This window comes from Streptomyces sp. NPDC050619 (assembly GCF_040654815.1).
Classification (GTDB): Bacteria; Actinomycetota; Actinomycetes; order Streptomycetales; family Streptomycetaceae; genus Streptomyces.
The window spans coordinates 274705-289650 of sequence record NZ_JBFAIR010000008.1; the positions used below are offsets into that span (position 1 = coordinate 274705).

Sequence of the window (14946 nt, forward strand, 5' to 3'; positions counted from 1 at the left end):
GCGGGCGAGGTGGCGCTGACGTCAGGGCGGCCGACGGGCGTGGGGGGGCTCAGGACTTGCGTTGAGCAGCAGGGCCAAGAGCGTTGCCACGGCCACGCCTGAGCCGATGGCGACCAGGTCTCCTCGGGAAGGCGGTCCGTTGTGGGTGCGCACCGGGATCACACCCCGACTGGCGGAGCCTAAAGCAGGCGGCCGACGCCTCGGTGGTTCCGGTTCCCGCGCGGCTTACCTCTCCTCATCCGATCGTCGCCGCGCTCAGAGACATGGAGGAGCGGCTCGTGATCCGCCGATTGCTGATGATCAACGCACGAGTTGAGTTCCCCACCACCCGACCATGATCAACCATCCAACCCCACGTCTCACCGCCAACCGTGCGCGAACTCGTTGCATTTGACGTTCGGCCCCGACTCATCTCGCGCTGGAGTTGAACGTCAAGGTCACAGCAGGTACGAGAAGCGCAGTGCCCCGCCCTCCTCGCGGTAGCGGCCCCGGCCGCGCTTTCCGTAGGGGTTGGGGAGCATCTGGATGGCCATCTTGTGAGGGGTGAGGGCGTGTGTGACCACCAAGAGGCGCCAGCGGCCGTTGCCCGCATGCTGGCGGGCCGCGCGGACCTCGCTTTCTCCCAGCTCGAAGCGGCCGCCTTCGCCCCCGGTCGCCTTCACTTCGTACAGGTAGGGCCGGCTGCCGGAGCCGACCCGGAAGTCGAAGCCGAGGCCGTCGTCGCCGGACGGGCCGGGGAAAACTTTGCGGCGGTTGCCCGACACCCAGCCGGTCTCGTCCATGCGGTCCGGGTAGCACGCACACAGCCACTGGTACGCGTACCACTCGCCCACGTACCCGATGGCCTCCCGCTGGGCCATGGTCAGCCCGCTGTCCGTGCCGCCTCCGTACCGCCGCCCGCGCGTGCGACCGGTGGCCTGGGTGCGCCCGGTCTGGGGACGGGGGTCCGTGAAGCGGAGCGGCCCGGCGGCGGTGATGCCCGGCGCTGAGCCGCTTTGCAGGACCCGGTCAAGTTCGCGGGTGAGGGCGGTGAAGTCGCCTGAGTGCACGTCGAAGTCGCGGCCGCCGACGGAGATCGAGCGCCGTTCGCGCTCCCGTTCGCGGCGCTCGTGTTCCGCCGCGTTGCGCACCCGGTCCAGGTCGGCCCCGGACAGTCCGTGCCGTTCGGGTTCCGTCGCCACCGCCATCCCGTCGGGCCACTGGCCGAGGGCCGCCAGCCAGCCGACGACGTCGTTGGGGGACAGGGGCCGGAAGTCGAGCGCGCCCACGGCCTCCAGCCGCGCGGTGACCTCCTCGGCGGGCTCGGCTGCGGTCAGGGCCGCGGGCAACGGGTGGCCGGCCGCCCTGACCAGGACCGCGAGGTCGACGGCCAGGCCGGTGATCGTACGGAGGTTCGCGCCGCGTACCTGGTCGGGGGCGGGCAGGCGTTCGCCCGACCGGGGCAACGGCACCGGGCGGCCCAGGCGCAACGCCAGCTGCTCCTCCACGTGCGCTTCCAGGCTCCCCGTGTCGGCCGTGTCCACGGCGTACTCCCATGCCTCCGGCGCGGCGATCCAGTCCAGGGCCCGGACCGAGGGCCAGTCGGGCATCGGACGGCGCGCGTCGAAGTCCTCCAGCACCGCCCAACGCAGCCGGTTGACGAGCTCCTTCCTACGCAGGTCCAGGTAGGTGCGGAGCGCTTCCTCGTGCTCGGCGGCGTGGCTGATCGGTTCCAGGGGTGGGCTCATCGCGCGCAGGGTGTCGTTCAGCTCGGCGAATCCGATGCCCAGGTCGCGCCGCAGTTCGTCCGTACTGCGGGCCGCGCGGGCCCTGGCGATGAACTCGGGTACGGGGACCGGGAGCTCGGCGGCGTACTCCTCGAGGTGAGTCTGGAATTCCCGGGTGTCGCCCGGCGGCGGTAGGAACAGCGAGTTCGCCGCCTCCGCGCCGAGCAGGTGGACGAGGAAGGGCCGGCAGCGCTCCAGGACCACGCCGATGGCCCCGTCGATCCGGCGGCTCGTCTCCTCGACCTGATGGACCGTGACTTCCAGGGCGTCGGCGAGCTCCTCCTGGCCCGGGTCGCGCAGGTCGGCGTGGTGGGTAGCGAGCTGGTGGGCGGCGAGGCGCAGCCGGTCGCCGAACTCCCGCCGTCCCAGCAGCTCGGCGACCGCCACCACGATGCGGGTGGTCTCGGGCCAGCCCGGCTCGCCTGCCGGGGCGAGGACGAGCGGATGCTTCAGATCGGGCAGCGGCAGGACTCCGCCGAGGCGGCCCGGCAACGTCACGGGCCGGCCGTCGAGCTCGATGTTCCAGGAGCGGTAGCGGTGCAGACGTACGCTCCGGACCAGGGACGTCAGCTCGCTCAGCTCGGCCTCGCTCGCCCGGGGGCCGCGCGCCAGGTGGTCGGAGAGGACACCCACGGCCAGGGTGAGCCAGGGCAGTTGCTGGACCAGTGGCTCTCCCATGGCCGCGGGGTCCACCCGTGCGCCGTCGATGGTCACCGTGAACATCAGGTCGTCGGTGTGCCGGACGGCGACGGGGTGTTCTGCCGCCAGCAGCTCGGCGGCCTCCACCGAGACACCGGGAAGGGTGAGCAGGGGGCGCGCCATCTCCCGTACCAGCAGGGGCGTCAAGCCGTCGCGTTCACCGCTGACGTAGAGCACGGTCCCGGCATCACCATCGCCATCGCTCTCCCCGCCGTCCAGGGCGGACAGCGGTACGCTGATCAGCCGGTCCGCGGACTCAGCGAGCAGACTGGCGCCCTCGGGCAGTGCGGGACGGGGATGCCGTACGAGGTGCCTCCAGGCGCGTTCGTTGGCACGCTGCGCGGCGGGCCGGTTCTCGGCCCCCAGCGCGCCCTCCGCCGCAAGACGTCCCAGCGCGGCGATGAGGCGGGCGCTGTCCCGGGGGTCGTCCCAGGTCGGCAGCTGCATTTCCCGCAGGCGGTCGCCCGCCTTCCCGCGTTCCAGGAGGTGGCGCAGCCGATGGTCGACGGTCGGCGCGTACGAGGGCTCCTCCTCCAGCCCGGGCGGGCAGTGCCAGGCATCGGCCGGCCGGACGAACCGGACGGCCCGGTCGCGGCCCCGCACCGGGAGCCACGGCTGCTCCCGGACGAAGGCGCCGAGCGGGGTCGTGACCCGTTCCCTGTCCGGGGAACTCTGGCTGCCGGCACTGGTCCAGACACTGGCGAACCTCGCGTCCTCCCAGCTGGCCAGGCCATGCAGGACAAGCCGTGCGTACGCCAGCCGGGCCTCCTGCCCGAGGCGTCCGACGACGTCCTGGCCGGGGAGCCGCCAGGCTGGGGTTCCCCGGTATGGCGTCCGGGGGTAGTAGACACCGGGCCAGTAGACGTAGGGCGCCCACTGCTCCTGCACCTCGGCAGACACCTTCGCCATGCGGACCAGCTGCCGAGCGCTGAGCCCCTGGCCTTGCTCTACCCAGCTCGAGGCGTCGGAGGACCTGACCGGGACTAGCCCGTCGGCCACTCCGGCCTCCAGCAGGAACGCCCGCCACTCCTCGGTCTCGCCCCGCTTGGCAAACTCCTCGGGCGCGGCAAGGAGGCGTCCAGCGATCGCCTTGAGGCTCTTCGACACGTCCTGCCCGGTGGCGACCACCGTCGCCAGGTCCTCACCAGCGGACGCGCGGCCCCAGCCCCGGCCGAAGACGGCGCCGCTCGCTCTAATCAGCCGGCCGTCCGCCGACGGTACGTACAGTCCGAGCGAGGAGATCTCCGTCCCGCTCAGCGAACGCCGCGGCTGCCACAGCCGGAAGACGAACCGCAGGGTCTGGAGCCGCAGCCGGAGATCGGTGCTCGCGCTGAGCGCCTGCCGTACGTGATCCAGCAAGCCCTTTGTGTCGTACGGCCGGACGAGCCCCTCTTGCTCGAGGAAGGCGACGGCGGATCGCCCTCGCGTACGCTCGCCGGAGTCCTTCCAGACCAGCCCTGGGTGTAGGGAGAACAACCGCTTGCCGAGCAGGGCGGGGACGGACGGGGCCTCGGTCTGGTTCGCCTCTGTACGCACCGGCTGGAAGAACGCCTCACGGCGGACACCCTGACTGCTCGGCTTGCCCTGTGTACGCGCGCTCGTGCCCGTACCCGCCCTGCCGAGGGGACGGTTGGTGTGCCGCAGTGTGCAGTCCTCCGCGAGCAGCAACTGCCTGCCGTGCAGGACGTGCCCGTCGTCTTCGAAGAGGGCAGCCAGATCCTCGTAGAGCGCGCTCCACTGCTTGGGGGACTCACCGGGCCGGGGTAGAGGAAGGCCCCCGACGATCCGTTCCACGTACTCGGCGAGGATCTCCGGGCCCGGCTCCCACGGGCACGCGAGGGCCTTGCATAGGGTGGCCAGCCGTTTCAGCCGGTCACCGCCGATCCCGGGATCAGCCACCACGATCCCGGCCTCGTGCGCGCGGTGTGCCGTGAGGACGGTCAGGTCGAGGTCCGGCCACAGGACCGCGCTCCGGGGCGGGGCCCAGCTCGTCTCCGGCACGGCGCCGTCCGCGGCGAGGACAGGCACGAGCGGTACGTCGGCGAGTTCGCTCCCGTGCACACGCAGAGCCGCCGCGCGGAGCCGCCCCGCCGAGCCCTTCTCACTCTCCCAGCTCACCAGGTCCACGGCCAGCTGCTGCATGGACGGCTCGGGCACGGTACGCAATACCGCGGCGGCGGCCAGACAGGTCTCGGCGACCGCGTCGAGCAGCAGCACGTTGAGGGGGTTGTCGGAGGGAAGCCCGGTGCGGTCGAACTTGGTGAAGAACGGGGCGTTCACGTGTCCCGGGAACGGCGCGGCCTGGTCCTCACCCATCGGCAGGAAAGTGTAGATCTGCCCGCGCCGCGGTCGGCGCGGGGCGGGCAGCGGGAGTGCGACTTCGACGACGGCGGACCGCTTCCACTCCTGCCATGTGTCGTCGAGGAGCCCAGCACCCACGGCCTCGGCGAGAGTGCTGTTCAGCCGTTCCTTCTCCACGGTGCCCCGCACTACGAGAAAGGTGCCGGACGGCCCCAGGTCCACGGTCGCGCAGGAGACGGGGAATCCGTGCCCGGTGCCGTCCTGTGCAACCGCGAAGCGCTCCTCGGAGCGGGTCAGTTCGTGCCGCTCGAGCGTCTCGTGGCGGTCGTCCAACTCGCCTGCCTCGCCACCGGCGGACCGCCGTTCCAGCGTCAGGCCAGCGAGCCGGTCGAGGAACAGCATCACGGGTACCTTCGCCCCCGCGAGCTCGCGCATCCGCACCCGGACCTCGGCCCGGGCAGCCTCGCTCAGCAAGGGCAGCCGGACGATGGTTACGTACCCCTGGGCGGCGAGCTGCCGACAGGTCGCGGGCACATCGTCCAGCGGCAGGGGCGCTTGGAGCGGCGGATACTTGGCAGCCACCTCGTGGGCGTTGTCCTCACCGGCGAGGAACTCCTCCACGTCGACCTTCTGCGCGAAGCGGAAGCAGTACCCGTCCATTTCCGGGCCGAGCGGGCTGTCCGGGTCTGCGCTGTAGATCTCGGGCGCGTCGCTGATCAGCAAGATGCTGCGGAACCCGACGCCCTTGTTCCCGATGCCCTCACCGACCTCCTTCGCGCTCTGCGCGAGCTCGCAGACCCGCTCGACGTCCCGCCAGGTGAAAGGCGTCCCGCCGTTGGCGACGTACAACGTCCCCCACTCGCCCTCCGCCTCGTCCAGCAGGACGTGGACCCGTCCGTCGCGGCGGTCCCTCGGATGCGCGTCGTAGCCGTTCTGCAGCAACTCGAAGAGCGAGCGGCCGGCGTACTCCCGTGCGCTCGTGTACGACACGGCGTTCACCTGCCGTGCCATGCGCAGGACTTGCTCCGACCGGGCCCCCTCCAGCACGGACCGGCCGTACTCCCGCAGCTGCTCGGCCCGGGCGTTCCTCGCCATGGTTCTCCCCTCACCTCAGCGTGATGAGGACGGTATCCCGCCGCACTGACATCGGGGGGCGCGAGGACCACCGTGTGGAGGGCTGCTGTGACTGGTCGAGATAGATGACGCCTGGTCGCGGAGACTGACACCGACTCGTCGTCGGCGCGACTGTCGAGGTGCTTCAAGCTGCTGACCGGCAGAACTGCCAACGTGCCGGTGACAGGTGGGCCGAACAGCATGAGCAGGTGCCAACAACGACGACCAAACGGTACCAACTACCGCGACCAGAGCGGAGCATCGCGCCTGGTCGTCAGGCTCCGCCGGTGACAACTATCTCGACCAGTCACAGCTGCTCGGAGCTGAGCTTGACGTTTTGATCCGCCGTCGAACGGGCTCGAATTTGTTCAGGGTTTCCCCTGTTCACGGCGTGTCGGTGAGGCCGGGGCCTGACCCTGCGAGGAGAGGCTGGCGCGGCGCGTGGAGGCCACCTCGTGGAACGGGTTGAGCACGGGGTTCAACGGGATGCGTTCGCATCGGTGTGCATTCCGGACCGAGTTGTACTCCTGCCTACTTTCGCGCGGCGATGCCCTGTTCGAACTGTGCGACGCGTTGCTGTGCACGGACGACCTGGTCCGCACGCTCGGGGACCTGGCCCTCGCCCCCGAGCACCGGCGTGGACACGTGCCCTCTACTCCGGGCTGAACCAGGGCCGGATCGATGTCGCTCGGCTGCGTCGGGCTCTGGTCGGGGTGCCGTTGCCGCGGGCAGCTGACGGCCGCCTGCCACACCTTCGGCCGGTGCCTAGCTAGCCACGGAGAGCACGTCTGCTGGCCTACCTGAGTGTGCTGGTTCAGCTTCGCCGTGCCGCGTCCGCTTTCCGCACCATCTTCGCCGCGTGGTCAGCCGAGTCGGCCAAGTTCCGGAGTGCGCGGGAGACCCGGCTGAGGAACTCCACAACGTGGTCGGTGAGGGTGTCCTGCTTGGTGCTGGTGCTGGTGCTGGTGCGGAAGGTGGTGCTCTGGGCCACGGTCGGCTCCTCGGGAAAGGGGTGCTGGGTGTGCTGCGCCCACTGTGGCACCGGGGACTGACATGTCGGGCGGAAACACGACACCCCTCACCCGAACCGGGCAGGGGGTTTTCGCACCAGGTGACGCAGCGAGGGGCAGTCAGCGGTGATCGATAGATCACGCCTCATGCTTCCTGCGGCACGAGAAGTGCTCGGGCAGCCCTTCGGGTCCTGGAAGGCTTGCGGGCTGACCGCAGCCGAAGCGGCAGAGCGGGATCGCTTGACCCGACGCGTCGACCGGAACCCTGGCGGCCTCGGTTTCCCAGGGGCGGGACTCAAGGACGATCGCGCGGCTGCCACGTCTCTGCTTCGGTTCAGCCCGCACCTCCGAAGCTGGACGGTCCTCGGTGCACCTGTCGCGCCGGTCCCCTTGTCGTACGGATGGCTGGCGCTCCTTGCCGTCCAGGACAGGCCCGTTCGCCTCAAGGTACTGCTGCCACTGCTGCGCGGGGAGCCAACCGTGGTGGCCGCCCCGCTGGAACGGGATCCGCTCACCGGCCGCAGCTTCCACGATGAACCGGGTAAGGGTCAAACCGCCTTCCCCTGTGAAAGTGCTCGACTGATGGGCGGGCACGAGGACGCGATGCCAGCCCCCGCAGTACCCGGCGTCGGTGGGGTTCTCCGGGTCGTACGGCTTCTCCGGGCACCGGGTGAGCGCGCCGTTTTGGCTGCACTGGCCCTCCTCCAGGACGAAGTTGCCGTCCTGGACCGCGATGGGGTTTCTGCACGCGGATGACGGAGGCCGGCAGGTTGGGCGTGCGGACGTAAGGGACGGTGCCGATGCCTGCGTGGTCGGGGTCGGCGAAGTCCCAGACCGACTGAACACCGCCGCAGCGCCGGAACCCCTCCCGTGCACGCATTCCGCGGGCTGTCTGGGCGCTCAGCTGAGGCTCGTAGCCCAGGACGATGCCGTTGGCGCCGTTGATGCGTACATCGAGGCGCGCGTGCCCGTCGGCGGTCTGCGACTCGATGTCGGCGTGGAAGCCGTGATCTTCGGAGTCCTTCGCGACGCGCTCCTTGCGGGCGAGGTGCTCGTCGGACTCGTGGCTGATGGGCTTCTCCCCGGGTTTCCGGTAGTGGGAGGCAAGCCATACGCCGTCACGCTGGACGAGGTACATGGGGACGCGCCGGCCGCGGAGGTCCCGGCAGTCGGGGCAGATGAGCCCGCGCTTTTCGACGGGGACACGTCCTCGCATGCGCAGGAGCACGTTCAGGAGGTCTTGGCCTTGCGGGACGCCGAGGTCGGCGCGGTCCAGGTCGAGGTTGCGGCCTGCCGGTTCGTAGTAGACGGGGTTACGGAAGAGGTCTTCGTCGCTGTCGATCTGAAGGTCGTCGTCCATTGGTTCTCCCCGCAGCCGCCACGAGTAGGACTCACAACGCTACGGGGAGGGTCTGACAATCGGGGCTGAACTGCGGAAACAGGGCGCACTGAGAGACACAGGGGGCAGTGGGCCTACAGCGGGTCAGGTCCGCGCAGCTCGCAGCGCTTCCTCCGGATCTTCTTCGCTCGTAGCTCCTGTGCGGTGAACGGGGAGGGAAGACCAGCCAGCAGTTTCACCTAGGTGCGGGACAGACTGAAACCGAGGTGTTCGCGGCGCACCGAGCCATCCCGTGCGCGCGAACCCCTCGGATTCTGTTTCTGAGCTAGAAGGCCGCTGTCCGGTCTTCGCTGCGCGGGTCGCTCACCTGATGCTCCGTGTAGATGCCCGAGCGCGCCTCACGACGCCAGGAACGCCCGTAGGTCACTGCGTCGGCGGCGGCCTCGGAACTGTCGTCGAGGTTCACGACGGCTACCGATGGCGAACCGTCCGCGCGGCACCGCGCAAGCCAGTCACCGTTGGGAGCGACGATTCCGGACGGTGCGCTGTGCTGTGAGGGTACTGACAAGCTGACCCAGTAGCTGTTGACCGTGGCGTGACCTTGGGCTTGGGCAGCGGTGTTCCCCAGGGTGCCGCTTGTAGAGAACAGGACGCAGCCGACATCCAGCTTCTCGTATTCTGCGAACAACTCCGGGTAGTGGATCTCCATGCCGAGCAGGCAGCCGAAGCGCACACCGTCGACCTCGAAGGTCACCGGTGAGACGCCCGGCGAGTACATGTACGAGACCTTCGTCTTCGACAGCAGGCGCTCGTCATAACGCGTGACGACCTCGCCGCCGTCGGAGATGACATAGAGGCTGTTGTGCGGACGGTTCGGGCCGCTCAAGCGGTGCACCGATGCGATCACCGTCCACAACCGCAACTCGCGGGCCAGCTCGGCGATCGCAGCCAACTCCGATTGGAGCACCGGCCACTGGCACCGATCCCAGTCCGCCGGGCCGACCGCGTCCGGGCCGTCGACGGACATGACGAACTTGCTGGGAAAGCAGATCGCGCCTTCCGGAAAGTGCACGATCCTCGCTCCCTGAGCGCTGGCCTCGCGCATCAGAGCACGGACCTCACGCCCGCTTTCGCGCAGCGCGTCAACGTCTCGGGGGTCATCGCGTACGGGGGTCTGCGCTACGGCAAGCCGCACGCTCTTGGGATTCCTTGCTTCCGACATGACGTCTCCTGATGGAGTCGGAAGGAAGTGCCGGAGGGCGGACGTGTAGGACTCGCCGGTCTTGGCGGCGCGGGCACGCACCTGGTGCTTGAAGTTCCTACGGGCTGTCATCGCGGCCTTCCACGCCTTGAGCGACGGCTCCCCAGCAACCTCGCCCGAGGCGATCGGGCTGCAACAACGACCTGAGACGCTGGTCCCTTTGCCTCCGATAGGAGACCGTGCTGGGGACGGTCACGGGAGGTTCGGCGTAGGCCACGCAGTCGGCCATCATGCCGTCAGTCGCAGACTCCGTCAACATCCTTCAACACGCCCAGCGCACCGTCGAATGGCCGACTGCTGGAGAGAAACACCTCAGTTCAACACGCTGAACTTGACAGAGGAATTGTCGGTGACAGCCGGGCAACGTCGCGGTGAGCGTGGTGAACCGGCGCCATCGGACCGGATGGGTGTCGTACTGGACGATGCCAACAGCCCGGGGCCAGGGCCTCGCATCACGGGCCTGCCGGTCGCTGACTCGTTGGGCCTTCGACGAAGTTGACCTGTTCCGGCTGGAGTTGTGCCATCGGGCCAACAACCTTCACCAGGGAGCGGTCATTGAAGGAATCGGCGAACTGACACAAGGAATACGCAATAGAGCAGGCGCTTAGAAGGCGCCTGCTCTGTTCTCTGACGTCGACAGCAAGGCGAGCGCGCCGGTAGCGGCGCTCCTGCGTGATGCTGGGGTGTTCTGATTCGCCGACGGCAGACACATTGAGGGCGCGACGGACTGGAATGACGCGGCGAAGCAAGCAAACCTAGAGCGGTCCGGAACAGCGCGGCTACGCCCTGCTGTTCCGCATACACCTGGATGCCGTGAGCGCCGTGTCGGGCGAAACATAGCCGACGATCGCCGGTTAGCCAAACCGGCGATTCCGCAGACCATTGAACCTGTCGCGCTGACCCCCGCGTGACGCATTCCGTTGTTTCCCCGAGGAGTTCAGAGCTATGTATGTCGAGGTCATGGACGAGGAATGGTTGTATTCCGAGGAGCAGGTTCGATCGCTGCTCGAGTGGATGCGCGGGCATGCGGGTGCCAATCGCTCGGTGCACCCGTTCATGCGCATCGTGGCCGAGCAGGCTCTGCGACCGGGTGAGGCTCGCGCCCTGCGAGTGAGTGACGTGGTGCTCCCGGAGGGCGACCTGGGTAAGTTGACAGTCCGTCACAAAGGCGTTGCGAGGGAAATTCCTCTCCAGCCGCAGGCCGTGGAGTTCCTGCGTGGGTGGATCAGCGAGGCTGGTCTACGGGAGGACGACCTGCTGTTTCCCGGTAGGCGAGGTGGGGCGCTTTCGGGATCCGTGTGCAAGAGGGTCTGGGAGCAGGCCCAAGAGGCCGTTCTGCCGCGGGACGAGCTGTACTGGTGGCGTCTGGGGGAGCCGATCTCGATTCTCCGTGAGTCCTGCCTGGTGAAATGGCTGAGGATGGGCATCTCGTCCTTCACGGTTGCCGAGTGGGCCGGTGTCACCCCGAACTGGCTGGGGCTGCGTTATCAGCACTGCTTCCGCACGGAGAAGGTCGAAATCGACTGGGACCGCCTGGCCGAGGTCTTGGCTCTTCCGGACGTGTCCGGGTCGTGATTCTTGCCCCGCGCTCTGGCTCACAGCCAGAGCGCGGGCGCTACCTGGTCATCCTCCCCCGCACCGGTGGTCCTCGCCCGGCGAAGCCGCACGTGATCGGCTCCTCGCGCGGAGATTTTCCATGACGTGATCCCACTGCCTGACAGGGCCGGTTGACCGCCATGGATCGGCCGATACCCCGGTGTTGACTCGCCGGACCCCCAGTCCATCCCCACCCCAAGGTTCTCCTCCATGCCTGCACGCCTGCTGTCCATTCCTGCCGTCGCCGCCGCCCTGGACGTCGACCGCCGCACCGTCTACCGCTTCATCGCTGCCGGCGACCTGCCTGTCGTCGACCTCCGTACCGGACCAGGCCGGTCCCGTGTACGGGTCCCCGCGGACGGCCTCGATGAGTTCATCAGCCGCCGCGCCGTCGTCTCGCCGGCCGCCCGCCGCTGACCTGGGTCATCCCGGCCTCGTCATCGTTGAACAAGGAGTAGTGCCTCGTACATCCGCAAGTTGAAGTCCGGCAAATGGCAGGCGACCGTACGCAACCGGATCGGAGACCGGTTCAGCGAGTCGTTCCCCCTCAAGGCGCAGGCGCGCGCCTGGGGCATCGAGATGGAGACCCAGTTCGCCCGCGGAGGCATGCGCGACCCGCGGGCCGGTGAGATGTCGTTCCGCGAGTGGCACGACCGGTGGTGGAACGCCCGAATCGTCGAGCCCCACACCCTGCGAGGAGATGCCTCCAACATCAAGAACCACGTCATGCCCTACTGGGCGGACTGGGAGATGCGGGCCATCACCCGCATGGACGTCCAGAGCTGGATCCGGACCCTGGTCGAGAAGGGGGCGGGGGCCGCTGCGGTCAAGCGGGCCTACAACCTGACCTCCTCTATGATGCGCGCGGCCGTCGACGACGATGTCCTGGCGGTGACCCCGTGCCGCAGCATCGACTTGCCCCAGATCGCGGTCAAGCCGCCGCAGTGGTTCACGCTTGACCAGGCTCAGAGCGTCCTGGACGAACTTCCCGCCGCGTGGCGGACGATGTGCCTGCTCGGCTTCTACACCGGACTGCGCTGGGGAGAACTCTCCGGCCTCCACCGCCACCGCATCGACCAGCGCCGCTCGCGCTTGTTCGTGGTGGAGGTCAACTCCAAGAGCGGCATCAAGGAGTATCCCAAGAGCTCCAAGAGCCGTAGAGAGGTCCCGCTCCCGCCTCACGTCCTGGAGGCCGTCGAACGCCACATCCACCGGCTCGACCGGGGATGCCGTGGTGTTCACCACCGTCACCAAGGGCCGTGCCGGACGGCTCCTCGCCGACAGCAACTGGCGTCGGCAGACCTGGTGGCCCACCGTCGAGGCCGCCCACTACTTCGACACCGACGGCGAGCAGCAACTCGTCCCGCACTACCCGCCGCACTCCATGCGCCACACGTGTGCCTCGTGGCTGGTCCAGAAGGGAGTCTCGCTCTACGAGGTCCAGCACCTCCTCGGCCACGAGAGCTTCCAGACCACCCAGCGCTACGCTCACCTTCAACCGGACGCGCACAAGGCCGTCCTCGGAGCCTGGGAACGTCTCGACGTTCCGCTGTCCATCGCCGCTTGAACGTTCCCCCGCCCTGTCCTGACGGACAGGGCGGGGTCGTTTGTGGGTCACAGATGCTGTTTGGCTGGATCTTCCTCAGGAAGGATCCAGCGATCCTGGGCGTCGAACGGCCAGGGGTACGTGTGCAGGTCGCCCTTCAACAGTTCGCGAAGAGCCTCACGACTGGCTGGGGGATCCGGCGGAGTTCGCAGTGTCGAGCCAAGCGGGTCGGACCGCGCCGCGTAGCCTTCGGCCCACTCCAGCCATTTCACCTCGTCCGCCGGAATCGGTGCGTCGCCGACTCGTGCCTGGGCAGCGCGGCAGAAGGAGCGGATCTCCAGAGCCTGCTGCCATGCCCTCACTTGCTCGGTCAGGACCTTCGCCCGGTGCCGCTCGACCTGCTGTTCGCGTGCCCGCGCAATGGCTGCGTACCAGCAGCGCCGTTGCTCGGACTCGCGGAGTTCCTTCTCCCGCTGTTTGCGCTCGGCTTCTGCCGCCAGGTGCTCGAGCTTTTGCAGGAGGCGCCCCAGCCGGGACTCCAGGGTCCATCGGGCGCCATCGCTGTACGAGTACGCATGCTCGTAGCGGCTTCCGGGCGGTGCGCCGATCGCCAGACGCCCGTCGAACTTCTCGTCGTACGTGGGTGGCTGCGTCCAGGGACTGTGCTGCTGTCGGCGGATCTCCTGGGGAGTCGGTTCGTGCGGGACCTTGGTCGTCCGCTCCGTGAGGCCGAGGGGGAAGCCCCGACCCTGGATGACGACGGCCAGCGAATGTACAGCCTTCCCGTGGTCGAGATCGGTCCGGGTTTCCACAGCATGGCCACGGCTCTCGGCTTCTGTCAGGAGCGCGTGCATGATGCGCAGAGCGCGGTCGACCAGCGGACGTGACAGGTACAGAGGGATGACCTCGGGCTTGCCCCGGGTGTCGACCACGGTCTGGGACCTGCCGAGCGCCTTGCGCGTCGCGCGGACCAGAGGGTGAGGGCGGCCCACGCTCCCGGGTACGTCGACGACCGGCACCGGGGGAGACTGGGCCGCCTTTTCGGCTTCCTCGTCGACCAGCGCGAAGACGCAGTGGCCTCGCTGCCGACCGGACCAGCGCAGCTTGTGCCCTTCCGGCACGTGACCGTGGTGCAGCGCGTCGTAGTAGGCAGCCCGCCACCGCCCCCTCGTCTGAGTAGCGGGATCAGAGACTGTGATCTTCCCCGAGGCGGAGCGCAGCCGGGAGATCAGCTCGGCTCCGTCGGCAGGCGCGCGAGCTGCTTCGTCTGCGTCGTCTTCCAGTCGCTTCTCTGCTGCCTGTATCTCGCAAGGGTGTTTGCCGTGCTTGAGGTAGTAGCGGCCGTCCGCCGTGACGACCGCGAGGCGTAACCCGCTGCTGCGCCACTTTCTCTTGATCAATCCGCGCTTCTCAAGCGCCGCAGCCGTATGGATGGCTTTTGGCGGGAGAACCACGGCCTCAGAAGCAGCCGCGATCTCTCGCAGCATCGCGGCTTGCTGCTCCGACAACGTGTACTTCACGGCCCAGGACTCCGCTCGGCTCACTGCAGGGAGGAGCATCACGATAGGCAGCAGAGGCGGGGCGCTGCCGGGTTTCATAGCCCGCCGGGGTGACTAGAGCCGTGTGAGGGTCCGGACGTTATCAGTCGATGTCCGGATCATCGGCCTCTTCCAAGAGCCGGGTCGCGAGGTCATCGGCCCATTCCACCGCCCAAGCGCGAAGCGCGGTTATGGTGGCGTCGTCCAGGCCGTAGGCGGCGAAGGCTTCGTCGTCGGTCCACTCGGCGCCCGTGAGGTTCGACTGCAGATCCTCGCGCTCGAATCGTCCGCGGGCGTGGCGGCGGCCGAATTCCTCAAGTTCGGCATTGGTCCAGCGGCGGGAGGCTGCGAACACGTCGATCAGGTCGCGGGGCGCTCCGCGGTCGGCGAGGGCGCGGACCTTGGTCCCGATCACGTCCTCCTCTGCGAGGACAGGCCCGTACGGGGTCTGGGCGACCGGCCGCCAGAAGATCTCCTTGAGGATGTCGACTTCGCATTCCTGCCCGGTGGCCGGGTCGGTCACGGTGAAGCGGGCGGACAGCGGGGCGGTCTCCAGCGCGTGCACCTTCCAGCCACGGGATTCCAGGCCGGCCCGGAGCGTGGCGGCGATATCGGCCATGGGCGCCGGGTTCTCGGTGGCGACGTCGAGGTCCTGGCTGGGGCGGTTCACGAGGTGGTGCGCCCGCACGGCGTATCCGCCGGTGAGGACCAGGGGATACGGGGAGCCAAGCGCGATCACATCCGCCAGGAGCCGTGTATGCAGCTCCGGCATGTCCG

At 68.6% G+C, this 14946-nt stretch carries 10 protein-coding genes and 2 pseudogenes; 7 read left to right on the forward strand and 5 right to left on the reverse strand.

The genetic code is table 11. The features are described from left to right. Nucleotides 1–437: 437 nt before the first annotated feature. Nucleotides 438–5861: a hypothetical protein gene (locus AB0I77_RS16445; RefSeq protein WP_363283231.1), complete on the reverse strand. Its 5424-nt coding sequence runs from the start codon at nucleotides 5859–5861 to the stop codon at nucleotides 438–440. Between the two features lie 504 nt (nucleotides 5862–6365). On the opposite strand from AB0I77_RS16445, the pseudogene AB0I77_RS16450 reads away from it, so the two are divergent. Continuing rightward, a pseudogene (locus AB0I77_RS16450) lies at nucleotides 6366–6625 on the forward strand (transposase); the annotation flags it as partial. Nucleotides 6626–6693: 68 nt separating this feature from the next. Here the strand turns inward: AB0I77_RS16450 and AB0I77_RS16455 are convergent. Then, on the reverse strand, nucleotides 6694–6870 hold the full coding sequence (locus AB0I77_RS16455) for a hypothetical protein (protein ID WP_363283232.1): 177 nt from the start codon (nucleotides 6868–6870) through the stop codon (nucleotides 6694–6696). A 650-nt stretch (nucleotides 6871–7520) separates the two neighbouring features. Here AB0I77_RS16455 and AB0I77_RS16460 point away from each other — a divergent pair. Further along, nucleotides 7521–8318, forward strand: coding sequence for a hypothetical protein (locus AB0I77_RS16460; RefSeq protein ID WP_363283233.1), 798 nt, complete (start codon nucleotides 7521–7523; stop codon nucleotides 8316–8318). Nucleotides 8319–8553: 235 nt separating this feature from the next. Here the strand turns inward: AB0I77_RS16460 and AB0I77_RS16465 are convergent, their stop codons facing one another. Continuing rightward, nucleotides 8554–9450, reverse strand: coding sequence for a carbon-nitrogen hydrolase family protein (locus AB0I77_RS16465; RefSeq protein WP_363283234.1), 897 nt, complete (start codon nucleotides 9448–9450; stop codon nucleotides 8554–8556). A gap of 419 nt (nucleotides 9451–9869) precedes the next feature. Between AB0I77_RS16465 and AB0I77_RS16470 the strand changes: the two genes are divergently transcribed. From AB0I77_RS16470 to AB0I77_RS16490, 5 genes and pseudogenes are all read left to right on the forward strand, one after another. After that, nucleotides 9870–10097: a GNAT family protein gene (locus AB0I77_RS16470; RefSeq protein ID WP_363283262.1), complete on the forward strand. Its 228-nt coding sequence runs from the start codon at nucleotides 9870–9872 to the stop codon at nucleotides 10095–10097. 337 nt (nucleotides 10098–10434) lie between these two features. Then, entirely contained in the window at nucleotides 10435–11064 is a 630-nt protein-coding gene (locus tag AB0I77_RS16475; RefSeq protein WP_363283236.1) for a tyrosine-type recombinase/integrase, read from the forward strand. Nucleotides 11065–11295: 231 nt separating this feature from the next. Next, nucleotides 11296–11502: a helix-turn-helix domain-containing protein gene (locus AB0I77_RS16480; protein ID WP_210525259.1), complete on the forward strand. Its 207-nt coding sequence runs from the start codon at nucleotides 11296–11298 to the stop codon at nucleotides 11500–11502. 213 nt (nucleotides 11503–11715) lie between these two features. After that, nucleotides 11716–11823, forward strand: a pseudogene (locus tag AB0I77_RS16485) (site-specific integrase); the annotation flags it as partial. A gap of 496 nt (nucleotides 11824–12319) precedes the next feature. Further along, nucleotides 12320–12652 carry a site-specific integrase gene (locus AB0I77_RS16490; RefSeq protein WP_363283238.1) on the forward strand — a complete coding sequence of 111 codons (333 nt, stop codon included), beginning with the start codon at nucleotides 12320–12322 and terminating at the stop codon, nucleotides 12650–12652. 47 nt (nucleotides 12653–12699) lie between these two features. Here AB0I77_RS16490 and AB0I77_RS16495 read toward each other — a convergent pair whose 3' ends face one another. Continuing rightward, entirely contained in the window at nucleotides 12700–14151 is a 1452-nt protein-coding gene (locus tag AB0I77_RS16495; RefSeq protein WP_363283239.1) for a hypothetical protein, read from the reverse strand. Between the two features lie 121 nt (nucleotides 14152–14272). After that, nucleotides 14273–14941, reverse strand: a complete 669-nt coding sequence (locus AB0I77_RS16500; RefSeq protein WP_363283240.1) for a nucleotidyl transferase AbiEii/AbiGii toxin family protein — start codon at nucleotides 14939–14941, stop codon at nucleotides 14273–14275. Nucleotides 14942–14946 lie beyond the last annotated feature (5 nt).